This window comes from Erythrobacter sp. THAF29, from assembly GCF_009363635.1.
In the GTDB taxonomy this organism is placed as follows: Bacteria; Pseudomonadota; Alphaproteobacteria; order Sphingomonadales; family Sphingomonadaceae; genus Erythrobacter.
Genome location: NZ_CP045392.1, coordinates 2,794,511 through 2,819,918, shown reverse-complemented (window position 1 = coordinate 2,819,918; position 25,408 = coordinate 2,794,511). Strand labels below are relative to the sequence as shown.

Below are 25,408 nucleotides of genomic sequence, written 5' to 3'. Positions count from 1 at the left end.
ATGAGGGGGACACTCGTACTTCCTGTCACGATCGCGACATTTGCAGCGATCATCGTAGCGACACTAGGCGCGACGGTCACCGATCTGGGACCTTGGTACCAGTCGCTTGCAAAGCCCGATTGGACACCGCCCGACGGGCTGTTCCCGATCATCTGGACGCTGGTTTTCGCGCTTATCACCGTATCCGGGGTCACCGCTTGGCGCGCAGCGCCCGATCGCCCTGCGGCGCAATGGGTGATCAGTCTTTTTGCCTTGAACGCCTTCCTCAATATCACGTGGAGCCTGCTGTTTTTCCGATTGCAGCGGCCCGATCTTGCGATGGCGGAACTGGTGGTGCTGTGGCTCTCGATCGCGCTGCTGATCTTCTATTGCAAGCGTTTCTCTAAGCTCGCCGCATGGCTTCTCGTTCCGTATCTGATCTGGGTGACGGTCGCGGGTGCGCTCAACTGGTCGGTGGTGCAGCTTAACGGCCCGTTCGGGTGAGTTGGTTCTTCGAGAGCGGTCATGCAGCCGACCTCATTCTCCTTGTCCTCCTTGCCGAAGCCATCTGGCTCAAGAGCCGCAGATGGAGTCTCGCCGCGATTGTTGGACTGCTCGGTCCGGCGGCGCTGATCGTTCTGGGCCTGAGAGCGGCGCTGGTCGGAGCGCAATGGTACTGGATCGCGCTGCCGCTCGCGCTGTCGCTGCCGCTCCATCTGATGGACCTCAATAAGCGGATCGCTTCGCAGAATTGATCGCACCCACACACGAAAAAGCCCGGCTTCGCGTCGCCTGCGAAGCCGGGCTATTCTATGCCGACGGGTAGAGTGCGTGGACCTAGATTGCGCGCTCTACCCTGCTCTCGGGCGCGGTATCACGAGGGAGCGTAGTGATGCTCCTGCGCCCAGACATACCAGTTGTCGACCACCGTGCCGGTCAGGAGGATTCCGATGCCGCCGGTAAAGGTCGTCAACACCGCGAACCACCATGCCCAGCGGTGGATCGATTCCATCGTGGCGTTGAAGCCCATCGTCCAGCGCCAGAACAGGCCGGCGCGTTCGGACGCCGTTCCGCGGTCGGTGATCTGCTCGATCTCGCGTTCGCCGCCATAGCGGCCGACCGCAAGGATCGTCGCTCCGTGCATCGCGAAGAGCACGGCCGAGCCATAAAGGAACACGATCGAAAGCGCATGAAACGGATTGTAGAACAGGTTCCCGTGGATGAGCGAGAAGTTGTTCGTCCAGTCCAGGTGGCTGAAGATACCGTAAGGCACCGCTTCCGCCCAGCTTCCCAGCAGGAGCGGGCGGATGAAGCCCAGCACAAGGAACAGCCAGATCGCGCTCGCGAACGCCCAGGGAATGTGCATCCCCATGCCGAGCACCTTCGCGCGGCGATAGGTACGTGCCCACCAGGCCAGCACCGATATGGTGAGGAAGGCGCCGGTGATAATGAACCACCCGCCTTCATTGAGCGGAACGAACGGGCTGAAGCCGTATTCCGGCCCGGGAGGGTCGAGCGACAGCCAGAACAGTTCGCGCATGAAGGTCTGCGGGCTCCAACCGGCCTCGGCCCAGAAATTGAGGCCGATGATCATGAATGCCGCAAAGCCGAAGGTTAGCGAGATCACACCGAGCGTGCCGAGATAGACCGGCCCGAACTGCGCCTGTCCGATCTTGCCCATCCAGTAATTGTAACCGGTGTTGGGGATGCGGATATCTTCGCCCGGCGGCAGCGGCACGCCCATTTCGGGCGGACCCTTCACCTGGATCTGGGTAAAGATGTTTTGATAGGTAGCCATCAGATCGGCCCTCCTTCCCAGATCGGGATCTTGCGCCAGAAATCCCAGAACTCCGGCCAGCTGCCGACATAAAGGGTGCCTGAGATCACGATACAGATCGCACTCCAGAACGCGGCGCTCAGGGCGAGGAAAAGCCCGACGCGGTGAATGCCGAGCGTGCCCACCGAATAGCCGATGAAGTCGCGGAAATAGGTGTCTTCGTATTCCGGTGTCTTCACGTCCGTCCCGCCGGAGGGATTGACGGCCGAGAGCACGAGGCTGCCGTGCAATGCGAGCGCGAGGCAGTTCGTGAAAAAGAACGCGATCGCGAGCATGTGTACGGGGTTGTAATGGAAATTCACATACATGTAGCCGGTGTTCGACACCCAATCGAGGTGCGACCAGATGCCGTATGGGAAGCCGTGCCCCCATGCGCCCATCCATAGTGGCCTGATGAAGACCAGCGTGATGTAGGCAAATACCGCAAAGCTGAAGGCTATCGGGATGTGATAGCTCATGCCTAGCTTGCGGGATATTTCCGCCTGCCTGAAAATCCAGGAGACGAAGGCGATAATCGCGCAGCCGGTGATGATCTGCCAGTACCCGCCCTGCGAAAGCGGAGCGAGCGACAGCCCGTATTCGATCGGTGGCGGCTGGATGTCGATCAGCCAGGGGTTCATCGTCGGCCCTTCGGCAGCCGCGGCGAAGATCAGCATCGTGCCCAGCAGCGCGCTGATCGCCGTAGTGACTCCGAAGAACCCGACATAGAACGGCCCGACCCAGAAATCGAAAAGGTCGCCGCCGATCAATGTACCCCCGCGCACGCGGTATTTCCGCTCGAAACTAAGGAGCGCCATAGGTCCATCCTTCCCGCCTCAAGGGCGGGTGCTATTGATTACGTGCCAAGTTGTAGGAGGCAGGCAGGCGAACCTGCCCCCTCACATCTTTGCGGTTGCCTAGGTGGCGACCGGGCTTTCCGACGATTCAATCGCTGCAGCGGCCGGAGGCGGCACGCCTGGCGCGCGTTCGAGCCAGTTGTAGCGATCCGTGCTCAGCAGGATGAAGTGAATCGTGAAGGCCAGTACGGCCAGGCCGACATGCAGCGCGACAAGAACGCGGCGCACGTCAAAATGAAGCCAAATACTCCACATGGTTTTGTTCCTTTTATCGTAGGTCGAATACAGGTGGTCAGCCGATGGTCGCCGGTTTCCCGAAGCTCATCAGCGGATCATTGCAGTCGAGTCAGCCGAACCAGGGTTTGTAGAGCCACATCAGAAGATGGGCGACGAGCGCGATCCCCACATAGAGGGTGAATGTGCTCATGAACCCTTTGTGGATCTCCTTCGCCTCTTCGGGCGTAAGGTGAGTCCCAATGCGTTCCGGATCATTCATTTGCATGTCTCCGTATCAGTTGGTTGGAGTGGGAGCCGAAGCTCCCGTCGGCATCCCCGCGTGATCCCCCACGTGGATTTGGTAAGCCTGTTATGCAGGCTGTTCGGATGCCGGGCGCGGCTGGGAAGAAGGCCGTCATGCGGTTTCTCCTTCGAGCTGCGCCCCAAGATTCTGGGCGACAAATTGATCGTCGAGGCAGTCGGGCGTGACTGCGCTCTGCCCGCGCTGACGCGCGGTCGTCTCTGCCGCGTCGCGAATGCGTTTGGCAGCGGAAATGCGAATGAGAACGGGCTGGGCTTCGACCAGTTTGTCGAGCTTGGCCTTGGCTGCGGGTTCCCACGAAACTTCGGGGCGCGCGCGCGCCGGCGTCGCCTCGGCGCGGTCCATCTCGGTGCCAAGCGGCAGGATGTGGAACAGCGCATCGAACAGCGCATTGCACACTTCCTGCACGAGATAGGTCGCGCCCGAATAGCCCATGAAGGGCGTGCCGGTGTGGCGGCGGATTGCTGCGCCCGGGAAGCTTGCCGGAATGAACTGGCCGGCGGGGCCGTGGCCTGCACCGCCCGTCTCCGCCATGTACATGCGCTCGTTGTAGCTGCCGAACACGACCAGCGGCGCGGTCGTATGGATCGCCTCGCGCACATCGTCGTTCTTCGGCTTCACGCCAGCCTCGCGGCTGAAGGCGAATACGCAGGGCAGTCCCATGTCTTCTTCGAGGAAGTGGCGGATGCCGCGCGCATAGGTGGCGTTGGCGACAATGCCGAAATTGGCGGTCCCAAAGAAATCCTGCGTAACCGAGCGCCACAGGTCCCACAGCGGCTTGATCGTCGTATGCTTCTCGCGTTCGATGAAGGGTTCGGGATCGAGCCCCAGTTCTTCGCCCAAAGCGCGGAGGAACTTGGTGGTCGAGGTGAGCCCGATCGGCGCCTGAAAGTAGGGCCGCTCCAGCGTCTCGCACAGGTTCCGGCCGAACTCGCGGTACATGCAGATATTGGCGTCCGCCGTCGCAAGCCCGCGAATGTCGGCAAGGTGGCTGCCGAGCGGGAAGACCATGCCAACTTCCGCGCCGATACCTTCGACCAGCCTACGGATCTCGGCGAGGTCGGAGGGCATGTTGAACATGCCGTAGGACGGGCCGATGATGTTGACGACGGGCTTTTCGCCCTCCTTCCGCGCTTTGGGCTTCGGCATCTTCTTCGGCCCGAATTCGGTCCATAGCCAAGTGAGCGCGCGGTCGGCGCTTTGCCATTGATCCTCGTCGATCGTGCGCGGGAGGAAGCGCTTGATATTGGTGCCCTCGGGCGTGACACCGCCGCCGATCATCTCGGCAATGGATCCGGTGACAACCACGGCAGGAAGCTCTGTATCGAGTGTTTCCCAGGCGCGTTTCATCGCGCCCTCGGTGCCGGTCTTGCCAAGCTCTTCCTCGCCAAGCCCGGTGACGACGATGGGCAATTCATGCGGGGGAAGCGCGTCGGTGTAGTGCAGCACCGATGTAACCGGCAGGTTCTCGCACCCGACAGGGCCATCGATGATGACTTGCAGGCCCTTCACCGCAGTGAAGACGTAGGTCGCGCCCCAGTATCCGCCAGCGCGGTCATGATCGAGTACGAGCGTCATGAGCCCACCGCCTCTGCCGCCTTGCGTGCGGCTTCGTTCAAGGCTGCGTATTTCTTGCGGAACTTGGGCCTGTCGACCGGCGTGTCTTCCCAGATTCCGGCCGTGTGCTCGCTGCCGACCCCTTCGAAGAAGTCGCGCATCCGGTCGAAGCGATCCTTGTTGCCGATCGCGGCATTGACGATCTGCGCGAGGCTTCCCGCACCCGCAACTCCCATGAGCGGGCGAGCGGAGATCAAGTTTGTGAAATAGAGCGCCGGGATCGCCTTCGCCTTGGCGTGCTGGACCACCGGAGTCGTACCGATGGCGAGATCGGGCTCGAATTCCTCGACCGCAGCGATGTCTTCTTCGAGGCTCGCGCGGTAATTCACCCGCACGCCCATTTCCTCAAGCCACTGCCGGTCGGGATCGGACCACGAGGTGTAGGGGCAGGCAGTGCCGACATAGTGGACCTTGGCCCCGCTTTCGACGAGCAGCCGCGCGACCAGCAATTCCGAGCCTTCATAGCCCGAGATCGTGATGCGCCCTTTGATGGGGTTTGCCTCGATCGCGCCCCTGATCGCTCCGCACATCGCATTCCTTACGCCGTCGGTCTTTTCCTGCGGCAGGCCGAGCGTATGGCCGACATTGCGCAGCCACGCATCGGTCCCGTCGATCCCCACCGGGGCGGAGCCGATGATGGGGCGTCCAGCGGCCTCGAATTCACGGACGCTCGAGGTGTAGAACGGATGAATTGCCGCCACGAGATCGCAGTCGAGCGCGGAATAGAGCTCGCGCCATTCGCGCGTCGGGACGACCGGCCCTGCGGCCAGCCCGAGCGGCTCGAGCATCTGACCGATCATCACCGGATCGGCGGGGAACATCTCGCCGAGCAGTGTGACGGTCGGCCTGTCCGGACGCACCTTTGGAGCGGCGACGGGGCCTGCGGCGACTTCCTCGCGCGCATATTTGAGCATTGCGCCCGCGAGCACGTCCTTCGCCTCTGCATGGGTCGGGATGCCAAAGCCGGGCACATCGATGCCGATGATCCGCACGCCGTTGATCTCGTTCTTGAGCAGGCGGAGCGGTACGCCGCTCGCGGTCGGTACGCAGAGATTCGTGACCACGATCGCGTCGTATTGATCGGGATCGGCGAGGTCTTCGACCGCTTCCTTGATGTCTTCGAAGAGCTTGCCGGTCACAAGCGTTTCGGAGGAGAACGGCACATATCCCACTGTCCGCCGCGCGCCGTAGAAGTGCGAGGTGAAGGTGAGGCCGTAGACGCAGCATGCAGATCCGGACAGCACCGTTGCCGTGCGTTTCATCCGAAGCCCTACGCGGAGCGACCCGAAGGCCGGGCACATGCTTTGCGGCTGGTCGTGTGGGCCAACGGGATAGTCCGCCGCGTATTGATCGAGCACGTCGCTCTTGCCCGCCTTGCGCGCCGCTTCCCGCATGGTGTCACCGCTCGAGCAGCCGCCTTCGCCAGCGCTGAGGTCCAGCGTGTCCGGTGTGCGTTCCGCGTTAGAGGCGCCGAGATCCGTCATGCGTCGTCGTAGATGACCTCCAGGCTGGGCTTTTCCTCGAACACCCCACCTCGCATGTCGGCCTGCGTCGCCGGGACGAGCTGGATATCGCCGCCGGTGTCCTCGGGACTGAACAGGCCTAGCAGGCCATCCTGATCGAGCGGGGCAGGTTGTTTCGGCGGGGCTTCGGCGACGTTAGTTGCGAGTTCCTCGAAGAGTCCGCCCCATTCGCCGCCGGGCTTGCCGATGATCTGGTAATTGGCGCTCTTGCGCCGGATGTCCTCGTCGGCTGGGATCGCGGTGAGCACCGGGATGCCGACCGCATCGGCGAATGCATGCGCCTCGCCCGTCCCGTCGTCCTTGTTCACGATCATGCCGGCAACGCCGACATTGCCGCCCATCTTGCGGAAATATTCGACCGCGTGGCAGACATTGTTGGCGACGTAGAGCGATTGCAGGTCGTTGGAACCGACAACGATTACTTTCTGGCACATGTCGCGCGCGATCGGCAGGCCGAACCCGCCGCATACGACGTCCCCAAGGAAATCGAGCAGCACGTAGTCGAAGCCCCACTCGTGGAAGCCGAGCTTTTCGAGCAGTTCGAAGCCGTGGATGATCCCGCGCCCACCGCAGCCGCGACCGACTTCGGGACCGCCGAGCTCCATCGCGAACACGCCGTCGCGCTGGAAGCAGACGTCCTCGATCGTGACTTCCTCGCCTGCGAGCTTCTTCTTCGACGAGGTCTCGATGATAGTCGGGCAGGATTTGCCGCCGAAAAGCAGGCTGGTCGTGTCCGATTTGGGGTCGCAGCCGATGAGCAGCACACGCTTGCCCTGCTGCGCCATCATGTAGCTGAGGTTGGAGAGGGCGAAGCTCTTCCCCGAGCCGCCCTTCCCATAGATCGCGATGACCTGCGTTTCCTTGGTCACCTCTCCGGTATGCACCGGATCGGGCTCGTGCGAGGCTTCCTCGCGCAAAGTTTCAGTCTGGACGTCAAGCATCGTCATGCGGCGTTGCTCCAATCGAGAACCATTTTGAGGCAGGCCGGGTCTTCGAAAGCCTGCGGATAGGCGTCTCCGGCTGCATTCGCCGGGCGCGTATCCGTGATGAGATCTGACAGATCGAGCTCGCCACCCTCCATCAGCGTGAGCGTCTGCTTGAGATCTGCAGGTTGCCACTCGGCAGCGATCCGAAGGCGTGCTTCCTTCATGAAAGCGGGCGGGAAGGCGAAATTGACGGGCTCTGCATAAAAGCCGGCGAGCGTAATCTCGCCGCCCTTGGCCAGGTGCGGCACGGCTGCGTCGATAATCGCCGCGTCACCGCTTGCATCGTAGATCGCGCGATAATCTCGGCAATCGTCGTCTTTCGAATGGATGACCCGGTAACCGGCAGCGCCTTCGAAGCGATCCTGATTGGCTTCCCACACGGTCGGAGGAAAATAGCCCAGCGCGATGGTCAGCCGCGCAAGGAGACGGCCAAGCACGCCGTGCCCGATGATAAGTTCGGGCGGCCGCCCTCCCTTGATCGCATGCAGCGCAGTCGCGGCCAGCGCGCAAAGAACGCCCGATTTTCCGAGCCGCTCGGGTACGGGCAACGCCCTCGCAGAAGGCACTACTACCCGGCTCGACGTTCCGCCGAACAGCCCGCGCGCCTTCGCATAGCAATCCGCGCCGGGGACAAATACCCAGTCGCCGATCCGCACCTTCGCCTCGGGACCGGCATCCACGATCCGTCCGATTGATTCGTAGCCGGGGACGAGGGGATAACCCATGCCCGGAAAATCGGGCATCTGACCCGTCCAAAGGAGTTTTTCTGTGCCTGAGGAAATGCCGCTCCATGCGATGTCGATCACGACATCGCTCGCGCCCGGAGGCGTCAACTCAAGCTCCCGAAGCGCCAGGCGCCCGGGTCCCTCGAGTAAGACAGCCAATGATTGCATCCTCTCCGGCTTCCCCCTTTGCGGCGATCCCATACCGCGTTGTTTTCGACTCGCGGCAACGCCGGAGCCTTTCTCTCTCCTTGAGTGCTACGCCTTACACTACCAAGTGTCAATCAAAGCGGACAGCGTATCCGTCAGGCATTTGCGACAATGCAGCTGGCGATAACGGGCTGGGCGGTGGCGACCGACTTCGCCTTCGAAAACCCTGCTTCGTGCAGCATGGACTTGATCTCGCCCTTTGTGCGCGGTCGTCCCGAGCCCATTGCCCACAGATACAGTCCGAAAAACGCATCTCCCATCGGCTCCGCGCCGGGGATGCCGGCCATTGGCTCTGCAATGAGCAAGCGACCGCCTTTTTCCAGACCATTGCGGATGTTCCGGAGCAGCGCCATCGCCGGTTCGTCGTCATGGTCGTGAAGGATGCGCACAAGCGAGATCATGTCGTAACCGCGCGGGATTTCGTCCTCGAAGAAATTGCCGGGATGGCATGAAATCCTGTCAGAACCGAGGATGCCTGCCAGCGGTTCGCGCGCCGTTTCGACGACTTCGGGGAGATCGAAGAGGCCGAGTTCGAGCTGGGGATAAGCCTCGCCCACCCGCCGCAGGAACGCGCCGTGACCTCCACCAACATCGAGCAGGCGCCCGCGTTCTGGAAAGGGGTAGGCGCCGATCACTTCGTCGGCGACGAAGCGCTGCGAGGCGGCCATGAGCTCGGAATACTCGCGCGTTTCCTCTCCACGTTCGGCCGCGCCGTGAAGCGCCCCGGCATAGGACCAGTAGCGTGAGAGTGCAGTCGGCTCCTTCCGGTCTTTTCGAAGGAGGCCTAGCGTATCCTCAAGGTCGGTGTAGAGCAGCCGGTGGTGCCGGATCATCGCCTGCGTGCCGGGATCGGCCTGCAGCACCGCGCCTTGCTGGCCTAACATCCAGCCGTCTTCGTATGCCTCTTCGGCCAGGTCGAGCGCACGCGCGGCCCTTAACAAAGTGAGCGCGGCATTCTCGCTCAGGTCGATCTCGCCCGCGACGTCGCTCTTGCAAACGGGGCCGTTGGCAAGAATGTCGAGCAGACCGCTTTCGACGCATGCGCGCAGGACTTGCGAATAGGAAAAACCAACCAGGTGATCCATCATTCGCGTCGCACGACCGCGGGCGACCGAGCGGATGAGAGGGATGCGCGCTGCCCAGTAATGGAAGCGGGAACTCGCGAAAATCGCGTTGCGGCGGGCGATCCAGCGCGCTTTTAGTGGCGGGTTGCCTGCCATTTCTATCGGTGTTGACATGCCATATGTCCAAATGATTGGACAGATGCTACGGTAAGGTCAATGATAATGTCCCGCGCGGGCAAGAGTCGCGTGCGGACCGGGGAGAGGCACGACGGCAAGGATCGCGATCATCGGCGCTGGGATGGGCGGGCTGACAAGCGCCGCCATGCTCGCCGCGCGCGGTCATGACGTCACAGTGATCGAAAAGGAGCGCGAGGTCGGCGGCAAGGCACGCAGCGTTATGGTCGATGGCGCAACTGTCGAAGCTGGCCCCACCGTCTTTACTATGCGCGATGTGTTCGACCAGGTCTTCGCGGCGTGCGGGGCTCGGCTCTCAGACTATATCGATATCCGCCAGGCCGAAGTCATCGCGCGCCATGCCTGGGATGACAGCGGTCATCTCGACCTCTTCGCCGATCCTTTGCGCAGCGAAGAAGCGATCGGTGACTTCGCCGGGGCCGATGCCGCCGCAAGCTACCGCGCATTTCGCGCCGAGGCGCGCCGAATTTACAAGGTGCTCGACGAACCATTCCTGCGCGGCGACAAGGCCTACACCCCGCTGCCGATGATGTGGCGCATCGGCCCGACCCGCATCCGCGATGCGATGGCGATGCGACCGTTCGACAATTACTGGAAGGCGCTGAGCGAGCATTTTGCAGATCCGCGCCTGCAGCAATTGTTCGGTCGCTATGCAACCTATTGCGGTTCGGACCCGTTCCGCGCACCCGCAACGCTCATGCTGATTGCGCATACCGAGGCACGCGGCGTGTGGTTGATCGAAGGCGGCATAAGCGCGCTTGCGAAGGCGCTTCGGAAGCTGGCCGAGAAAATGGGGGTGCAGTTTCGAACCGGGATCGCCGTAGCGCAGGTCCTGACCGACAACCGCCGCGCAAGCGGCGTCAGGCTGGCGAACGGCGACAGCGTGAGCGCGGACTTCGTCATCTCCAACGCTGATCCGGCTGCGCTTTCGACCGGCAAGCTTGGCAAGCAGGCCGTGCGATCTGTCTCGCACATGTCACCGGCAAAGCGCTCGCTGTCGGCGCTGGTCTGGTTCGCGCACGCGCAGACTTCAGGCTTCGACCTCACCCATCACAACGTCTTCTTCTCGCCCGATTACGCGCGTGAGTTCGATCAGATCCGCTCGGGCAGACCGCCGAGCGAACCCACCGTCTACCTCTGCGCCCAAGATCGGACTGCACATCGCAGTGCGAACTCCGCCCCGTCCATGCCACCTCGCGAAGGGATCCGCGAACGCATCCAGATCATCGTCAACGCGCCCGCCAATGGCGACACCCATCCATACAGCCCCGAGGAGATCGAGACATGCACTCTCGCCATGAGGAACACGCTCGACAGGTGCGGGCTGACGCTGGAACGGGACATGCCCTGCGAGATCGCGACGCCCGAGGACTGGGAGCGCCTGTTCCCGGCGACCGGCGGCGCCCTTTATGGGCGAGCCTCGCACGGCTGGGCGGCATCATTCCAGAGGCAAGGGCCGAAGACGCGGATATCCGGACTCTATTGCGCGGGCGGGGCGACGCACCCTTCGGCAGGAGTCCCGATGGCTGCCTTGTCCGGACTGCTGGCGGCGCGAACGATCGAACGGGACCTCGCTTCGATGCGGCGGTTCCTCCCGGCGGCTATACCTGGTGGTATGTCGATGCGATCAGCGAGGACGGGCAGCACGGGCTGACGATTATCGTCTTTCTGGGGAGCGTTTTTTCTCCCTATTACAAGAGAAGCGGACGTGGCCATCCGCTCAACCATGCCTGTGTCAATGTCGCGCTTTATGGCCCTCGCGCGCGCTGGGCGATGACCGAGCGCCCGAGAGGCAGCGTCGCGCGCGACGTGACCAATCTCGAAATCGGCCCGAGCCATATCGAGTGGAAGGGCGACGCGCTCGAGATCACGATCGAGGAGCGTGACAAGCGGCTGTTCAATCCATTCCGCCGCCCCGTGCGCGGAAAGGTGAGGGTGATCCCCGAGGCGCTCAACCCGGCGAGCTTCGCGCTCGATCCGGCGGAAAACCACATCTGGCACTGCATGGCACCGCGCGCGCGGATCGAGGTGGCGATGGAGGAGCCGGACACATCGTGGCGCGGCAAGGGCTATTTCGACCACAATCGCGGCTCCGAACCTCTCGAGACCGGCTTTCGCACCTGGCACTGGTCGCGCGCGCATATGAGAGAGGGCGCGGTGGTTTGCTACGAGGGCGAGCGCGGCGATGGATCGGTCTTCGCTAGCGCGATCCGTTTCGGCGCGGATGGTATCCCGGAAGAAGCCAACTTGCCCGATGTCGCGCACCTGCCCGCCAGCAAGTGGCGGATCGCGCGGCGCACCCGCTCGGACATCGGTGTGGCGCAAGTCGTGCGCTCTTGGGAGGACACCCCCTTTTACTCGCGCGCGGAGCTTGCGACGCAGCTCTATGGCGAAGATGTGGTTTCGGTGCAGGAAAGCCTCGACATGCGGCGGTTTGCCTCGCCGCTTGTCCAGTTCATGCTGCCCTATCGGATGCCGCGAGAACGACGATAGGGGTCTGCGCTAATCGGCGGACTTGTCCTGTTCGGCCTCAGCCTTTTCCTTGCGGATTTGCTTCAAGTCCCGGTCCATCTTCCACCACTGGTAGAGGCCGAAAGAGATCGCGATGCCGTAGAAAAATACGAGCTCGATCCAGCCGAAATTGCCTTCCATCGCGTCTGCGCTCCCTAGCCTGCGCGCGCCATAGCATGGGCAGCGAGGAAGTCCGAAATCAGGGCAAAGACCTTATCGGGCGCTTCCTCGTGGGCGAGATGGCCGAAGCCCTCGATAGCCTTGAGCTCGGCGTTTGGCAGCCAGCCCTGCGCCTCTCGCGCCCAGTCGAGCGGGATCGCCGCGTCTTTGTCCGAGTGCACCATCAGGACGGGGTTGGCGATCTCCCGCATCCGCGTCCGCAGCGTAGGCAGGTCCCAGTTCGCCATCATCGCGAGCGCACCCTTGGTGTGGCGCGGATTGGTGAGCAGCGCCTCGTAGCAGGCGAGCCCGTCCGCATCGATATGCGAACCGGTCGCGCGGACGAGGAAGCGCTCGGTGTCGCCCGAGAAAGCGGCAAGACCGGAAAAGATGCGCGGAACCAGCGGATTGACGAACAGAAGCTTGGCAACCGCCGGAAAGATTTGTGCGGCGGGACCGGGAAAGGGGCGCAGCGCCGAATTCAGACCGACGATGGGGCCGCCAAACTGGTGGTCGAGCGCGAGTTGCAGCGCGAGCGCGGCGCCTGCCGAATGACCGATGATCCCGGCAGGTTCGATCCCGAGCGTTTCGTTCAGAAGGGCGACCTGCGAAGCCATGCGCGGCAGGCTGAGATCGTCGGGCAGATGACCTTGCGTGAAAGCGTGACGGGGAAGGTCGGGGGCGACGACGTGATAGTGTCCGGCCAGCAGCGGCATCGGTCCTCGCCACGAATGGACAGACCCGCCGGTGCCGTGGAGCAGCAATAGCGGCGGAGCGGCTGGATCGCCCATTCGCTGGATGTGCCAGTGTGCGCCCCCCGATCGGACGAATTCACTGGTTTCGCGATGCGGCCAGATGCGGCCTTCGCGTTCCCAGCTTAGCGCGCGGCTCATGCCAGTGCTTTGGCGGGGTTGGCCGCCGAGATTGCCGAGTGGAGTGCCTTTGCATCGGCACGGGGCAGCGCGAGGAACCGCGCCTGCATAGCTTCGGCCAGTGCAGCGCCATCGGGGCCGGGCCGCGCGGATATGTCCACGACCAGCGCGTCGATTGCGGCACGCGCGATGGCTTTGGCAGCGGCTTTTGCATCTTCGCCGGCCTGTTTCCGGCCCGGCGAGCCGTCGGCGGAGATATTGGCGCGGCCGTCGGTCAGAATCACGAGGCTGGCAGTGCGTCCGCGAGCGATCACGGCTTGGGCGGTTTCAAGCGCCGCATCGAGACCGATCGCCAGCGGAGTGCCTCCGCCTCCCGGCAATTCTGCAAGTGCGCGCCGGGCGCGGGTGAGCGAGCGAGTGGGCGGTAGAAGCAGGTCCGCGCTCTCGCCCCTGAAGGCGATAAGCGCCACCTCGCTGCGAGTGACATATGCCTGCGCGAGCATCAGCTCGACCGCGCCCTTGGCCTCGGCGAGCCGAGCAGCGGCAGCGGAGCCGCTCGCATCGACCGCGAAGATCGTGACGCGCGCGGATTTCTCCTCGAACCGGCGGACGCGCAAATCGTCCTTACGGACGAGGATGGCGGGGCCGTCTCTCGCGGATTGTTCGCGACGGCGCACCTCCTGCCATGGGACTGCCGCGCGCAGGGTGTCTATCAACGCCAGCCGGGCCCCGTCGCGCGGAAACCCCGGGCGCGTGCCAAGAGGTTTGCCGCGCAGGCCCGCTCTCTTCTTCTGCCCCGATCCGCTCGTGGAGGAACGGCGAGGCGCATGTCCCTTGGCGAGCTCGGCCAGCAGATCGGCTGGTATTGAGGCGGCGGCTGCCTCGACGAGCATTTCTTCAAGAGGCTGGTCCGGCGTGTCGCGCTCGGCATCGGATCGATCTTCTGACCCGTTCCGCGGCGGTTCTGGCGGCGGCTCTTGCGTTTCCTGCTGTTCGATTGGTGGAAGCTGCGTCGCGCGAGGGGCAAGCACCAGCCGGGCGGCGGCGGCGAGATCCGCCTCCTCGATGGTACGCCGACCCCGTATCAGCGCGCGGGTGCGCGCGGTTTCACCAGCGAAGATCAGCGCGCGCAGGGATGGCACGCCAAGCGCAGTTGCTGTTGCGGCAAGCGCGTTCAGGGAGTCTTCGCCAAGCGGCTCGACCTGAGGTCTTTTTCCTGCCGGACAGGGCAGGGCAATACCTTGCCATTCGCGCGAAAGGGTGAGGTCGCAGTGAAACGCACACCGCTCCATCAGGCTGCCGGGCGGCGCATCTTCCGGTTCGATCCCGTCGTCGAGCAGCACCAGTGCGATGTCACCGGCATCCAGAGCCTGCGCGAGCCTTCCTGCAATCGCATCGTCAAGCCGTTCCGCCATCGGGACGATCAGCGCGCCGCCCCTCGCTTCGTCCAGCAGGCCCGCCTGTTGGACAGGGTGACCGGCGGCGAGGCTCGCTGCTATGTCGATCCCGCCCAGCAGCCGCTCGTCGTCGATATGTCCCGGCAAGCGGCGCAGCGGCATGACGTCACCGAGCGCGGCTATTACAGCGTCGCGCGATGGGCCTGCTCCGCGCAAAGCGATGCCGCCCAGGTTCGATGGCGCGAGAGTGACAAGTCGGGCCGCGAGCAGCGCGTCGTAGATGGGATCGGGCGCGTCCGCGCTCATCCGAAGAGCTCGTCCACCGCACGGGTAATGCGCGCGGTCGAACCGGTCTCGTCGAGAACGTCGCGGCGCAGGCGATGGCGCAGCGCGGAAGGGGCGACCGCGACGAGGTGCTCGCGTTTGACCTTGCGCGCGCCTTCGAGCGCTGCCAGAGCCCGCGCCGCGCGCATCAGCGTGAGTTCTCCGCGCAGCCCGTCCGCGCCAACTGCGCGGCACAGTTCGGCGGCGTCGGTAAGAACATCTTCGCCCGGTTCCAGCTTGTCGAGCCTCGCCTTGCCGCGCGCGACCTGTTTCAGGATTCTCTCGTCCTCGCCCGCCCATTGCTTTGCAAAAGCATCAGGATCGCGATCGTTGGCGGCGACGAGCTTCATGATCTGGACGCGCGTCTCGATATCCTCGGGCGTCTTCACCTCGACCGAAAGGCCGAACCGGTCGAGGAGCTGCGGGCGCAATTCACCCTCCTCGGGGTTTCCGCTGCCGATAAGAACGAACTTCGCCGGATGGCGGACGGAAAGCCCCTCGCGCTCAACGACGTTCTCACCTGAGGCCGCAACGTCGAGCAGAAGATCCACGAGATGGTCTTCGAGTAGGTTGATCTCATCGATGTAGAGGAACCCGCGATGCGCCTTTGCGAGGAGGCCCGGCTCGAATGCTTTTTCGCCAGCCCGCAGCGCGCGCTCCAGATCGAGCGAGCCGATCACTCGGTCCTCGGTCGCCCCTAGCGGCATGTCGACGAAGGGGACTGGGCGCTTTCGCAGCGGGCCAGTGCCGCAGACTTCGGGATAACGGTCCTGATCTTCTTTTGAACAACCGTAGGGACAATCCTTGATCGCTGTGATCAGTGGCAGCAGTCCTGCAAGCGCTCGCGCGGCGGTCGACTTACCTGTCCCGCGGTCGCCGAACACCATGACACCGCCAATGCCCGGATCTACCGCGGCGATCAGCAGCGCTTGCTTCATCTCGTCCTGTCCGACGATCGCAGAAAAGGGAAAGCGAGCCATTACGGCTCCTTGTGGACGCTCGATTCCGATTGGACAAGCACTAGTGACAATTCAGCCTGACACTTTCGGCCTGCCGACGCGGCTCAGCAGCAGAACCGGCAACAGACCTGCCGCGAGGAGGATCAGCGCGGGGATCGAGGCTTCGACCAGCCGCTCGTCGCTGGCGAGGCGGTAGGTGCGGGTCGCGAGCGTTTCGAGATTAAAGGGCCGCAGGATAAGCGTTGCGGGCAGCTCGCGCACGGTGTCGATGAAGACCAACGCGGCGGCGGCAAGCAGGCTCGGGCGCAGCAGCGGCGCGTAGATTTGCGCCAGAACACGCCCCGACCCCGCGCCGAGCAAACGGGCTGCGGAATCGAGATTGGGCGGGATTTTCGACATGCCCCCATCGACCGAATTGTAAGCAACCGTGAGAAAGCGCACGGACAGCGCATAAATCAGGATCAGGCTCGTTCCGGTGAGCAGCAGCCCGCCGCCATAGCCGAAGGTATCGCGCGCGAGGCGGCTGACAGCCAGATCGACTGCGCCCAGCGGCGCGAGCAGGCCGACCGCGAGAAGCGCGCCGGGTAGGGCATAGCCCAGCGTCGACACGCGGATCACTGCGCCCGTGAAGCGGTTCTTCGATCGGGTCTTGGCAAAGACCAGCAGCAACGCGGCCACCACGCAAGTGAGCGAGGTTGCGAGGCCGAGCCTCGCGCTGCCCCACATATAGGTCGCAAGATCGCCCGCTGCCGAGATGGCCGGGTCCGACATAGCCAGCCAACCCAGATGCACAGCCGGGATCAGGAAACCCAAGACCGCCGGTAATGCACAGGCGAACATGGCCAGAATACGTCCTGCCGGTGGCAGCGCGACCAGCGGCTCGCTCGCGCCCGCGCTCAGCCCGTCGCGGCTGTCGCTCCGGCCCTTGCGGGTGCTCGCCTCGAGCGCGACGAGCACAATTACGAAGACCAGCATGATCGCGGCGAGCTTCAGTGCCGCCTGTTTGTCGCCCATCGCCAGCCAGCTGCGGAATATCCCTGTGCTGAATGTCGGGATCGCGAAATAGTCCGCGACCCCGAAATCGGCGAGGACCTCCATCAAAACGAGCGCGAGTCCACCGGCAATGGCAGGGCGCGCAGCGGGAAGGGCCACGCGAAAGAACGCTCCGGTCGGCGAAGCACCCAGGCTGCGTGCGGCTTTGAACTGCGACCTGCTCTGCGCGGCGAAGGCGGCGCGGGCGAGAAGGTAGACGTAAGGGTATAGCACGATCCCGAGCACGAACGCGCCTCCGCCCAATGATCGGACCTGCGGGAAGGAATAGTCGCCCGCCTCCCAGCCCGTCAGCGCGCGCAGGCCCGATTGAACCGGGCCAATAAAGTCCAAAAGGTCGGCATAGATGTAGGCAGCGATATAGGCGGGGACCGCCAGCGGAAGCACGAGCGCCCAGCCGAGCACGCGGCGTCCGGGAAATTCGCATGCGCTCACAAGCCAGGCGCAACCGGACCCCACGATGGCCGCCAGCGAACCTGCCATCAGCATCAGCAAAGCGGTGTTGAACGTGTACCGCGGCAATACCGTACTCGCGAGGTGCGAAATCGCCTCTATCCCGCCGCTTGGCGCGGTAAACAGCACGGCGAGAATAGGGAGCGCGGCAAGCACGGCGATCACCAGTGCGGCAATCAACCAGCCATCGATGGATCGCCCGGGCATGGGGGTTGCGGCTGCGCTTGCCTCGCGCCCGACAAACTGGGTAATGCGGCTCACCACAAGCGCACGCCTTTCACGGTCGGAACCCCAATTTGAGCCTCGAATTTCGCCATATTGCCCATGCTTACGGTCCGGTGCGGGCGCTTGAAGACATCAGCTTTACCGCGCGGACGGGAGAGATCACCTGCCTGCTTGGATCGTCGGGTTGCGGAAAGTCAACCTTGCTGAACCTCGCCGCCGGATTGCTTCCCGTCCAGCAAGGCAGCATCCTGATCGATGGGAAGGTCCTTGCCGACCCTTCCAACAATCCGCCGCCCGAAAAGCGCCCCGTCGGGCTCGTATTCCAGGATGGCGCGCTGTTTCCGCATATGACTATCGCCAACAATGTCCGTTTCGGTACGGCAGAGGATGCGGGGTCTGTCGTGATAGACCGTTGGCTGGAACGCGTCGGGCTTCAAGGTCTGGGCGAACGCTACCCGCATGAGCTTTCCGGAGGGCAGCAGCAGCGTGCCGCGCTTGCGCGCGCGATGGCGCCGCATCCGCAGGTTTTGCTGATGGACGAGCCTTTTGCCAGCGTCGATATCGTGCTGCGCCGCCGTCTTCGCCGCGATTGCCGGATGCTCTTGCGCGATCAGGGCGCGACCGCCCTTGTCGTGACGCATGACCCGCACGAGGCGCTCGACATCGCCGATCGGATCGCGGTGATGGAAGCGGGGCAGATCGTCCAGTTCGGCACGCCGGCGGAGCTTCGCGACCATCCCGCAACCGCGTCGGTGGGCGCGACTTTCGGCGGAGCGCAGGTCGTCGAGGCGGATCGCAGCGGCGATGCATTGCGCACGCCTTTCGGCAAATGGCATGCGGGATCGGTCGCCGGCGAATTGCCTGACGCGCCAAGTCTCGAACTGCTTGTCGCGGCCGACCGGCTCGACCTGCTGAAAGACGACAAAGGCCTGCGGGTGCGTGATATCCAGCCGCTCGACGATACATACCGGGTGGTTCTCGCAAACGACGAAGAAGCGGAAATCACGGTTGAAACGCAGAGCCGGATCTCGGGTGACGAGCGCTACAGCGTCACCCCGCAGCGCGCGAGTGTGCGCGCTTTTCCCCGCGCCTGAGTTTCCCGCCGGGAGTTTCCGCTTGCGTCATCATGTAATAATGATAATCACTCGCAAAAATTGATTTGAAGGATATCCGATGAAGAAACTGATTCTCGGCGGCCTTATGGCGTTTGCGGTCGCGGCGTGTTCGCCGGGTGCCGATGAGGACGCGGGTACGGTGGCCGATGCGGGCGAGGTAAACCTCTATTCCTCGCGCCACTACGACACAGATCTTGCTCTTTACGACGACTTCACCGCGCAGACCGGCATCAAGGTCAATCTCATCGAAGCCGACGCCGATGCGCTGATCGAGCGTATCAAGTCCGAAGGCGAACTTTCACCCGCCGATCTTCTCATCACCGTCGATGCGGGCCGGCTGTGGCGCGCAGAAGAAGCGGGCGTGCTCTCTCCGGTAGAGAGCGAGGTTCTCGCCGAACGCATCCCGATCTATCTGCGTCATCCCGAAGGATTGTGGTTCGGCCTTTCGACCCGCGCACGAGTGATCATTTACAACAAGGAAGCAGGCAAGCCCGAAGGGCTGGAAAATTACGCCGACCTCGCCGATCCAGCATTCAAGGGCGAGATATGTATCCGCTCGTCCTCGAACATTTACAACATCTCGCTGCTCTCCAGCATCATCGCCCATCGGGGTGAAGAAGCAGCCGAAGAATGGGCGAGGGGAGTCGTCGCCAACTTTGCCCGCCCGCCGCAGGGCAACGACACCGCACAGATCGAGGCTGTGGCTGCCGGCGAGTGCCGCATCGCGGTGGTCAATACCTACTATCTCGCGCGCTTTGCGGGCGGCGACGAAGATCAGCGCGCACTCTTCGACAAGATCGGTGTGATTTTTCCCGACCAGGACGGCAATGGGACGCATATCAACATCAGCGGCGCGGGCGTTGTTAAAACCGCACCCAACCGCGAGAACGCAATCCGCTTTCTCGAATACCTGACCTCCGAAAGCGCGCAGCGCTATTTCGCGGACGGGAACAACGAGTATCCGGCGGTGACCGGGCTGAAAGCGAATTCCGCGGTGGAGAAGCTCGGCAGTTTCAAGGCGGATACCCTCAACGCTGCCGAAATCGGCAAGAACCAGCGGTTAGCAGTCGAGATTTTCGACCGGGTCGGGTGGAACTGATGCGGCATCTGCGGGCGTTCGTTGCCACCGGTGCGGCCTGTGCACTCCTCGCATTGGCGGCTTGCGCCCCCCGGGCTGAAACGACCGAGGGGCCCGCGTCAGCAGAAATGCAGGATAGCGATGAGCTTGCCAGGCGGCTCGCTTTCATGGCCGGTCACGTCGAGGCCGGAATCGCACTCTATCGCGCAGGCGAGGGCGAATCCGGCGCGCCCCACCTGCTTCACCCCGTCTCGGAAGCCTATGCCGAAGAACGCGAGGGACTCGATGCGATAGGCTTCGATCCAGCGCCCTTCCAAGCGGTTTCGCAGGCTCTCGAGAATGGTCGCCCGGCAGCAGAGATCGAGCCGCAACTCAAAGCGGTCGAAGCGAACCTTGCGATGATGCGGGAGAAAGCGGGCGGTAAGCCGGACGAACTGATCGCCTATCTGATGAAGCTGACCGTCGAGGAGTATGGCATCGGGGTAACCGATGGGGCGGTCAGCGATCCGGGAGAATACCAGGACGCCTGGGGCTTTGCCGTAGTCGCGCGCCAGATCGCCCCGCAATTGCCCGCGGGCGATAGCGAGGCGGTGATCGAACAACTCGATGCACTGATATCGCTCTGGCCCGAAAATGCGCCGATCGTGACCGGTAATCCAGCGAGCCCGGAATCTGTGATAAGGCAGGCCGCGCGGGTGAATGAGCTGCTTCTGGGAGCGTAGAGAAGCTCTGAACGCCAAGTGCCGCTTTCACCCCTTATCACTAAACTACCTTGAAGCGATGCTGCGAAACGTCCATTTGCGCCGCCGAGACCTGCCGCGGTTCGCGCGGCGCTTTTGCATCTAGAGGCCCGTTTTGAACCAGCCGATTACCGATCGTTCGCAATTCCAGGAAAGCGGCGCGCTGACCGTCGAGACCGTTACAGATGTCCACCATTGGTGCGACGGGCTGTTCAGCCTTAAGATGACGCGCCCGGCCAGTTTCCGCTTCCGCTCGGGCGAATTTGTGATGATCGGGCTTCCGGGCGACAACGGAAAGCCGCTCTTGCGCGCCTATTCGATGGCATCGCCCAGCTATGCCGAGGAATTGGAGTTCCTCTCGATCAAGGTGCCCGATGGCCCGCTCACTTCGCGCCTCCAGCATATTCAACCCGGCGATCCGATCTATCTTGGCAAGAAGCCGACCGGCACTCTCGTCACCGATGCGCTGCTGCCGGGCAAAAGGCTGTTCATGCTCTCGACCGGCACTGGTCTTGCCCCGTTCATGAGCCTCGTGCGCGATCCTGAGGTTTATGCGATGTTCGACGAGGTGATCGTGGTGCACTGCGTCCGCCACGTCGAGGAGCTGGCCTATCGCGAGCTGCTTGAAAGCCGGCTTGAAGGCGATCCGCTGCTCGAGGACGAGGACCGCGCGCGCTTCATCTACGTGCCGACCGTGACGCGCGAGGACTTCCGCACGACCGGCCGTATCCAGACGCTGATCGACAGCGGCGCGCTATTCAAGGACAGCAAAGGGCCGCAGAAATTCGATCCCGAAACCGACCGCGTGATGCTGTGCGGCTCGATGGCGATGATCAAGGACCACGCCGCCGACCTCGAAGCGCGCGGTTTCGAAGAGGGCGCGAACAACAAGCCCGGGCAGTTCGTGATCGAGCGCGCCTTCGTTGGATAGTATGCTATATCCCCTACCCGCGCGGAGAGGGGCGCGGGAATGGTGGAACGCTACAAATCGCTATGGAAGTGGATGCTCGTCCCGCTGCTGGTGATGCAGGCGGGCATCTTCGTCGATTATTGGGGTGACTTCTCCGAGAACACCTGGGCGGTGCATATCCATTACTGGAACGCGACGCTTTGGTATCTCTTTCTGATATCGCAGCCTTGGCTGTTCGCTCGTGGCGACATGCAGCGTCACCGCACTCTCGGCATGGTAGGCCTTCTGCTTGCCGGTGGCATGGTCTTCCTTTCTGTCGGCCAGCTCAACCGAGACATCGTCTACGCCAATTTCGCGCGCGACAATGCGGGCGAGATCGGACCGTTCACCGAGTGGTTTTTCTTTCAGGTGCTGATGATCGAGGTGGTACTGATTACCGCCTTCATCGCCGCAATCGTGATGGCGATCGTGAAGCGAAAATCGATGGAAGACCACGCATGGTGGATGGCATCGACCGCTTTCCTCCTGATGATGCCGGCGCTGGGGAGGGGGCTTCAAGGCGTCTGGATCGGTATCCATGGCTTCAGTCCGGAGCTTACGAGCGTGCTCACCATTCCGGTCTACATTTGCCAGGCAATTATTATCGCGATGGCGCTTGGCGCGGCATTGTGGCTCGGCAAGTTGCGTCATCCGGCGACTTGGCTCGCGGTGGGAGCGAATGCGATACTCTTCATCCTGGAGCGCATCGCGCGCGCTCCTGCTGTGCAGGCGTTCTGGCGCTCGGTGATCGCTGCCTGAGCAGGCGAGTTTATTGCAGGTTTCGCGCTTTACAAACCGCGCCCTCTGCGTTCAGTTGCAGCCCGCAACCTGATCCTGGAGAGAGACAACTCACAATGCTCGATACCTCGTACCGCACCGCCTATAACGAAGACCACGAGGCGTTCCGTGATACCGTGCGCAAAGTGCTCGCCGAGCACATGGAACCCTATATCGACCAGCACGAGGAAGAGGGGATCGTCCCGCGTGATGCGTGGAAGGCGCTGGGAGAGGCGGGGATGCTGTGCCCGACCGTGAAGGAAGAGAATGGCGGGCTGGGCCTCGATTTCGGGTTCAATTGCGTGATCGCAGAGGAGCTGAGCTATCTCGGCACCTCGGCAGGCTTCACGCTCCAGAACGACATCACGGTCAATTATTTCGAACGCCTCGGCAGCGAGGAGCAGAAGGCGAAATACCTGCCCGGCATGATCTCGGGCGACATAATCACCGCTATCGCGATGACCGAGCCGGGCGCAGGCTCGGACCTCCAGGGCATACGAACCACGGCAATTGAGGATGGAAATCACCTCGTCATCAACGGCTCGAAGACGTACATAACCAACGGCCAGAACGCCGATGTGGTGATCGTCGTCGCCAAGACCGATCCCTCGCAAGGCGCGAAGGGCACCAGCCTAGTTCTGGTCGAAGACGGCACGCCCGGTTTCGAAAAGGGCCGCAACCTCGACAAGATCGGCCAGCATTCCGCCGACACTTCCGAGCTGTTCTTCCAGGACGTGCGCGTGCCCAAGACCAACATCCTCGGCGGCGAGGGGCGCGGCTTCATCCACTTGATGGAAGAGCTGCCGCAGGAACGTCTTTCCATCGCCGTCACCGCGCAGGGCGGGGCACAGCGCGCCTTCGACGAAGCGGTCAATTTCACCAAGGATCGCAAGGCTTTCGGCCGCACCGTCTTCGAATTCCAGAACACCAAGTTCACGCTCGCCGATTTGAAGGCCAAGCTGCAAGTCGGCTGGGCGCATCTCGACTGGGCAATCAAGCGCCATCTCGAAGGCAAGCTCACGACCGACGAAGCGAGCGCGGCCAAGCTGTGGCACACAGAGATGCAATGGGAATGCGTCGATGCCGCGCTCCAACTGCATGGCGGCGCGGGCTATATGAACGAATATGCCATCGCGCGGCTGTGGCGCGACGCACGCGTACAGCGCATCTACGGCGGCACGAGCGAGATCATGAAGGAAGTGGTCAGCCGCTCGATCTGAGGAGTAACAGGCAATGACCGACCCACTCGACTTCACCGGAAAGCGTGTCCTCGTAATCGGCGGGTCGGGAGGGATCGGCAACGGGATCGCGCAGGGATTTCGCGCGCGCGGGGCCGAGGTGATCGTTACCGGCACGCGCCCCGATGCGGGCGATTATCTCGAAGCCGAAGACAGCGACTTCACGGGGCTCGATTATCGCCGGCTCGATGTAAGGGACCGCGATGCCCCTGCCGTGTTGGCCAAAGAAATCGGCCCGGTCGATGTGCTGGTCCAGAGCCAGGGCGTGGTGCGCTATGGCCGCAAGGAATTCGAGCGCGAGGGCTGGGACGAGGTGATCGAGGTCAATCTCGATTCGGTCATGGATTGCGCGCGTGCCTTCCACGCAGGACTGGCGGAGCGCGCGGGCACGATGATCGTCGTTTCCTCGGTCGCCGCATTCAAATCGACCCTTGGCAATCCCGCTTACGGGGCCTCCAAGGCTGGGGCGGCGAGCCTCGTAAAATCCCTGGGCGAAGCATGGGCGAGGGACGGGGTGCGCGTGAACGGCATCGCGCCGGGACTCGTCCCGACCAAGCTCACCACCGTCACCACCGAGCACCCCGAACGGCGCGAGGGCGCGCTACGCTCGATCCCGCTTCGTCGCATGGGCACGCCCGAGGACATGGCGGGCGCCGCGCTGTTCCTTGCCTCGCCGCTTTCGGCCTACATGATCGGTCAGACCCTTGTGGTCGATGGCGGGCTGACGCTGAGTTGAAGGTGGAGCGGCTTTCCTACAAGCGGCTTTTCGTGCCAATTCGATTGCACCATGAACGAGCAAGGAGCCGTTTCAAGTTGGAGAAGTGTCAACTTCGTAAATCGGATAATATTCAATGCAAAACAATGGCTTGATTGCGAAAACGCCGCTTGACACCCTGTCAACTTTGTCAGTTTCGTAGGAAATGATCCGCAAGCCCGGAGACACAAAATGAAATTCACCCGCCTCGGCAATACCGGCCTCATGGTCTCGCGGCTCTGCCTCGGCTGCATGAGCTATGGCGACACGACCAAGGGCTGGCATGGCGACTGGCTGCTCGGCGAGGAGGAAAGCCGGCCGTTCTTCAAGAAGGCGCTTGAGAGCGGGATCAATTTCTTCGACACCGCGAATGTCTATTCGGGCGGCACCTCGGAGGAAATCACCGGCAAGCTGCTCGGAGAGATGGCGCGGCGCGACGAGATCGTGGTCGCGACCAAGGCCTATTTCCCCTGGCGACAGGCTCCCAATGCGGGCGGAAATTCTCGCAAAAGCCTGATGCAGGCGGTCGATGATAGCCTTTCGCGGCTCGGCATGGATTACGTCGACCTCTACCAGATCCACCGCTGGGACGACGAGACGCCGATCGAGGAAACGATGGAGGCGCTGCACGACATCGTGAAGGCGGGCAAGGCACGCTATATCGGCGCATCGTCGATGTATGCGTGGCAATTCGCGAAGGCGCAGGAAACGGCGCGGGCGAACGGGTGGACGCCCTTCATCTCGATGCAGAACCAATTGAACCTGCTTTATCGCGAGGAGGAGCGCGAGATGCTGCCACTGTGCGAGGACGAGGGTGTAGGCGTGATCCCGTGGAGCCCGCTTGCGCGCGGCAAGCTTGCAAGGCCGCTCGGCGAGGAAACGGTGCGTAGCGAGACCGATGGCGTCGGCAAGATGCTCTATCAGGAGGACGAGGCCGATAATGCGATCATCACGGCGCTGGCCGACCTCGCCGAAAAGCGCGGCGATGCCATGGCCAGCCTTGGCCTCGCTTGGCACTTCACACGGCGTGCTGTGACGGCTCCGATCATCGGCGCGACCAAGCCGCATCATATCGACGCTGCGGTTGCCGCACTCGACATCGAGCTTTCGGACGAGGAACTCGCCGCAATCGAAGACCCCTATCGCCCGAAACGACTGACCGGGATCGGTATGCCCGCCCCGGTCATGGACAAGGTTTCGGTAATTTCCTGAAGGAATTAGGCTGAATGTGACAACCGTGTTGGAATTGACAGGAACCCGTCACGAACCCGTCACAGCCGTGAGTCACTCCGGTTTGGCA

The 25,408-nt window shown here is 62.9% G+C and carries 26 protein-coding genes; 12 read left to right on the top strand and 14 right to left on the bottom strand.

Going from position 1 to position 25,408, the window contains the following annotated elements; translation table 11 throughout:
• On the top strand, window positions 1-483 hold the full coding sequence (locus FIU90_RS13755) for a TspO/MBR family protein (RefSeq protein ID WP_152435292.1): 483 nt from the start codon (window positions 1-3) through the stop codon (window positions 481-483).
• Complete coding sequence (locus tag FIU90_RS13750; protein WP_152435291.1) at window positions 480-734, top strand: hypothetical protein; 255 nt, start codon at window positions 480-482, stop codon at window positions 732-734. Before FIU90_RS13755 ends, FIU90_RS13750 begins: the two co-directional genes overlap by 4 nt.
• Window positions 735-853: 119 nt before the next feature.
• Here FIU90_RS13750 and pufM read toward each other — a convergent pair whose 3' ends face one another.
• The 9 genes from pufM to FIU90_RS13705 form a co-directional block, all read right to left on the bottom strand.
• Window positions 854-1,777 (bottom strand): photosynthetic reaction center subunit M, encoded by a 924-nt coding sequence (gene pufM, locus FIU90_RS13745; RefSeq protein ID WP_152435290.1) that lies wholly within the window; start codon window positions 1,775-1,777, stop codon window positions 854-856.
• Entirely contained in the window at window positions 1,777-2,613 is an 837-nt protein-coding gene (gene pufL / locus FIU90_RS13740) for a photosynthetic reaction center subunit L (protein ID WP_152435289.1), read from the bottom strand. The genes pufM and pufL overlap by 1 nt, the downstream gene beginning before the upstream one ends.
• 99 nt (window positions 2,614-2,712) lie before the next feature.
• On the bottom strand, window positions 2,713-2,907 hold the full coding sequence (pufA, locus tag FIU90_RS13735) for a light-harvesting antenna LH1, alpha subunit (RefSeq protein ID WP_152435288.1): 195 nt from the start codon (window positions 2,905-2,907) through the stop codon (window positions 2,713-2,715).
• A gap of 91 nt (window positions 2,908-2,998) precedes the next feature.
• Window positions 2,999-3,148: a light-harvesting antenna LH1, beta subunit gene (gene pufB / locus FIU90_RS13730; protein ID WP_152435287.1), complete on the bottom strand. Its 150-nt coding sequence runs from the start codon at window positions 3,146-3,148 to the stop codon at window positions 2,999-3,001.
• Window positions 3,149-3,283: 135 nt separating this feature from the next.
• On the bottom strand, window positions 3,284-4,768 hold the full coding sequence (gene bchZ / locus FIU90_RS13725; RefSeq protein ID WP_152435286.1) for a chlorophyllide a reductase subunit Z: 1,485 nt from the start codon (window positions 4,766-4,768) through the stop codon (window positions 3,284-3,286).
• Window positions 4,765-6,291, bottom strand: coding sequence for a chlorophyllide a reductase subunit Y (gene bchY / locus FIU90_RS13720; RefSeq protein ID WP_152435285.1), 1,527 nt, complete (start codon window positions 6,289-6,291; stop codon window positions 4,765-4,767). Before bchY ends, bchZ begins: the two co-directional genes overlap by 4 nt.
• On the bottom strand, window positions 6,288-7,277 hold the full coding sequence (locus tag FIU90_RS13715) for a chlorophyllide a reductase iron protein subunit X (protein WP_152435284.1): 990 nt from the start codon (window positions 7,275-7,277) through the stop codon (window positions 6,288-6,290). Before FIU90_RS13715 ends, bchY begins: the two co-directional genes overlap by 4 nt.
• On the bottom strand, window positions 7,274-8,209 hold the full coding sequence (bchC, locus tag FIU90_RS13710) for a chlorophyll synthesis pathway protein BchC (protein ID WP_152435283.1): 936 nt from the start codon (window positions 8,207-8,209) through the stop codon (window positions 7,274-7,276). The genes FIU90_RS13715 and bchC overlap by 4 nt, the downstream gene beginning before the upstream one ends.
• 134 nt (window positions 8,210-8,343) lie before the next feature.
• The gene (locus FIU90_RS13705) at window positions 8,344-9,486 is read right to left on the bottom strand and encodes an acetylserotonin O-methyltransferase (protein WP_234029533.1); all 1,143 of its coding nucleotides are present in this window, start codon (window positions 9,484-9,486) and stop codon (window positions 8,344-8,346) included.
• Window positions 9,487-9,589: 103 nt separating this feature from the next.
• Here FIU90_RS13705 and crtD point away from each other — a divergent pair, with 103 nt between their 5' ends.
• Both crtD and FIU90_RS13695 read left to right on the top strand, forming a co-directional pair.
• On the top strand, window positions 9,590-11,161 hold the full coding sequence (gene crtD, locus FIU90_RS13700; protein ID WP_255478600.1) for a 1-hydroxycarotenoid 3,4-desaturase CrtD: 1,572 nt from the start codon (window positions 9,590-9,592) through the stop codon (window positions 11,159-11,161).
• 119 nt (window positions 11,162-11,280) lie between these two features.
• Window positions 11,281-12,000, top strand: a complete 720-nt coding sequence (locus tag FIU90_RS13695) for a hydroxyneurosporene dehydrogenase (RefSeq protein ID WP_152435862.1) — start codon at window positions 11,281-11,283, stop codon at window positions 11,998-12,000.
• Between the two features lie 9 nt (window positions 12,001-12,009).
• Here FIU90_RS13695 and FIU90_RS15595 read toward each other — a convergent pair whose 3' ends face one another.
• From FIU90_RS15595 to FIU90_RS13675, 5 genes are read right to left on the bottom strand one after another with little or no spacing between them, the layout of a single operon-like run.
• A complete protein-coding gene (locus FIU90_RS15595) occupies window positions 12,010-12,159 on the bottom strand; it encodes a hypothetical protein (protein ID WP_172970271.1) in 150 nt (49 codons plus the stop codon).
• Window positions 12,160-12,173: 14 nt separating this feature from the next.
• Window positions 12,174-13,070, bottom strand: coding sequence for an alpha/beta fold hydrolase BchO (bchO, locus tag FIU90_RS13690; protein WP_152435281.1), 897 nt, complete (start codon window positions 13,068-13,070; stop codon window positions 12,174-12,176).
• Window positions 13,067-14,752 (bottom strand): magnesium chelatase subunit D, encoded by a 1,686-nt coding sequence (locus FIU90_RS13685; protein WP_152435280.1) that lies wholly within the window; start codon window positions 14,750-14,752, stop codon window positions 13,067-13,069. Before FIU90_RS13685 ends, bchO begins: the two co-directional genes overlap by 4 nt.
• Entirely contained in the window at window positions 14,749-15,750 is a 1,002-nt protein-coding gene (gene bchI, locus FIU90_RS13680) for a magnesium chelatase ATPase subunit I (protein WP_152435279.1), read from the bottom strand. The genes FIU90_RS13685 and bchI overlap by 4 nt, the downstream gene beginning before the upstream one ends.
• A 51-nt stretch (window positions 15,751-15,801) precedes the next feature.
• Window positions 15,802-17,493 (bottom strand): iron ABC transporter permease, encoded by a 1,692-nt coding sequence (locus FIU90_RS13675; protein ID WP_234029532.1) that lies wholly within the window; start codon window positions 17,491-17,493, stop codon window positions 15,802-15,804.
• Window positions 17,494-17,528: 35 nt separating this feature from the next.
• Here FIU90_RS13675 and FIU90_RS13670 point away from each other — a divergent pair, with 35 nt between their 5' ends.
• The 8 genes from FIU90_RS13670 to FIU90_RS13635 all read left to right on the top strand — a co-directional run bounded on the left by FIU90_RS13670 (window position 17,529) and on the right by FIU90_RS13635 (window position 25,320).
• Entirely contained in the window at window positions 17,529-18,551 is a 1,023-nt protein-coding gene (locus FIU90_RS13670; RefSeq protein WP_234029531.1) for an ABC transporter ATP-binding protein, read from the top strand.
• Between the two features lie 79 nt (window positions 18,552-18,630).
• Window positions 18,631-19,671, top strand: a complete 1,041-nt coding sequence (locus tag FIU90_RS13665) for a Fe(3+) ABC transporter substrate-binding protein (RefSeq protein WP_152435278.1) — start codon at window positions 18,631-18,633, stop codon at window positions 19,669-19,671.
• Between the two features lie 107 nt (window positions 19,672-19,778).
• A complete protein-coding gene (locus FIU90_RS13660) occupies window positions 19,779-20,372 on the top strand; it encodes a hypothetical protein (protein ID WP_152435277.1) in 594 nt (197 codons plus the stop codon).
• Window positions 20,373-20,505: 133 nt separating this feature from the next.
• Entirely contained in the window at window positions 20,506-21,321 is an 816-nt protein-coding gene (locus tag FIU90_RS13655; RefSeq protein WP_152435276.1) for a ferredoxin--NADP reductase, read from the top strand.
• 39 nt (window positions 21,322-21,360) lie between these two features.
• A complete protein-coding gene (locus tag FIU90_RS13650; RefSeq protein WP_152435275.1) occupies window positions 21,361-22,098 on the top strand; it encodes a hypothetical protein in 738 nt (245 codons plus the stop codon).
• A 95-nt stretch (window positions 22,099-22,193) separates the two neighbouring features.
• On the top strand, window positions 22,194-23,336 hold the full coding sequence (locus tag FIU90_RS13645; protein WP_152435274.1) for an acyl-CoA dehydrogenase family protein: 1,143 nt from the start codon (window positions 22,194-22,196) through the stop codon (window positions 23,334-23,336).
• A 13-nt stretch (window positions 23,337-23,349) separates the two neighbouring features.
• The gene (locus FIU90_RS13640) at window positions 23,350-24,090 is read left to right on the top strand and encodes an SDR family NAD(P)-dependent oxidoreductase (RefSeq protein WP_152435273.1); all 741 of its coding nucleotides are present in this window, start codon (window positions 23,350-23,352) and stop codon (window positions 24,088-24,090) included.
• A 210-nt stretch (window positions 24,091-24,300) separates the two neighbouring features.
• The gene (locus FIU90_RS13635) at window positions 24,301-25,320 is read left to right on the top strand and encodes an aldo/keto reductase (protein WP_152435272.1); all 1,020 of its coding nucleotides are present in this window, start codon (window positions 24,301-24,303) and stop codon (window positions 25,318-25,320) included.
• Window positions 25,321-25,408 lie beyond the last annotated feature (88 nt).

Bases quoted from the DNA above. Each gene is read 5' to 3' on its own strand.
- FIU90_RS13705 (WP_234029533.1), bottom strand. From the start codon at position 9,486: ATGTCAACACCGATAGAAATGGCAGGCAACCCGCCACTAAAAGCGCGC.
- FIU90_RS13650 (WP_152435275.1), top strand. From the start codon at position 21,361: ATGGTGGAACGCTACAAATCGCTATGGAAGTGGATGCTCGTCCCGCTG.
- FIU90_RS13685 (WP_152435280.1), bottom strand. From the start codon at position 14,752: ATGAGCGCGGACGCGCCCGATCCCATCTACGACGCGCTGCTCGCGGCC.
- bchO (WP_152435281.1), bottom strand. From the start codon at position 13,070: ATGAGCCGCGCGCTAAGCTGGGAACGCGAAGGCCGCATCTGGCCGCAT.
- bchC (WP_152435283.1), bottom strand. From the start codon at position 8,209: ATGCAATCATTGGCTGTCTTACTCGAGGGACCCGGGCGCCTGGCGCTT.
- pufL (WP_152435289.1), bottom strand. From the start codon at position 2,613: ATGGCGCTCCTTAGTTTCGAGCGGAAATACCGCGTGCGCGGGGGTACA.
- bchI (WP_152435279.1), bottom strand. From the start codon at position 15,750: ATGGCTCGCTTTCCCTTTTCTGCGATCGTCGGACAGGACGAGATGAAG.
- pufM (WP_152435290.1), bottom strand. From the start codon at position 1,777: ATGGCTACCTATCAAAACATCTTTACCCAGATCCAGGTGAAGGGTCCG.
- pufA (WP_152435288.1), bottom strand. From the start codon at position 2,907: ATGTGGAGTATTTGGCTTCATTTTGACGTGCGCCGCGTTCTTGTCGCG.
- FIU90_RS15595 (WP_172970271.1), bottom strand. From the start codon at position 12,159: ATGGAAGGCAATTTCGGCTGGATCGAGCTCGTATTTTTCTACGGCATC.
- FIU90_RS13640 (WP_152435273.1), top strand. From the start codon at position 23,350: ATGACCGACCCACTCGACTTCACCGGAAAGCGTGTCCTCGTAATCGGC.
- pufB (WP_152435287.1), bottom strand. From the start codon at position 3,148: ATGAATGATCCGGAACGCATTGGGACTCACCTTACGCCCGAAGAGGCG.
- bchZ (WP_152435286.1), bottom strand. From the start codon at position 4,768: ATGACGCTCGTACTCGATCATGACCGCGCTGGCGGATACTGGGGCGCG.
- FIU90_RS13755 (WP_152435292.1), top strand. From the start codon at position 1: ATGAGGGGGACACTCGTACTTCCTGTCACGATCGCGACATTTGCAGCG.
- FIU90_RS13695 (WP_152435862.1), top strand. From the start codon at position 11,281: ATGACCGAGCGCCCGAGAGGCAGCGTCGCGCGCGACGTGACCAATCTC.
- FIU90_RS13715 (WP_152435284.1), bottom strand. From the start codon at position 7,277: ATGACGATGCTTGACGTCCAGACTGAAACTTTGCGCGAGGAAGCCTCG.
- FIU90_RS13660 (WP_152435277.1), top strand. From the start codon at position 19,779: ATGCAGGATAGCGATGAGCTTGCCAGGCGGCTCGCTTTCATGGCCGGT.
- FIU90_RS13635 (WP_152435272.1), top strand. From the start codon at position 24,301: ATGAAATTCACCCGCCTCGGCAATACCGGCCTCATGGTCTCGCGGCTC.
- FIU90_RS13645 (WP_152435274.1), top strand. From the start codon at position 22,194: ATGCTCGATACCTCGTACCGCACCGCCTATAACGAAGACCACGAGGCG.
- FIU90_RS13665 (WP_152435278.1), top strand. From the start codon at position 18,631: ATGAAGAAACTGATTCTCGGCGGCCTTATGGCGTTTGCGGTCGCGGCG.
- bchY (WP_152435285.1), bottom strand. From the start codon at position 6,291: ATGACGGATCTCGGCGCCTCTAACGCGGAACGCACACCGGACACGCTG.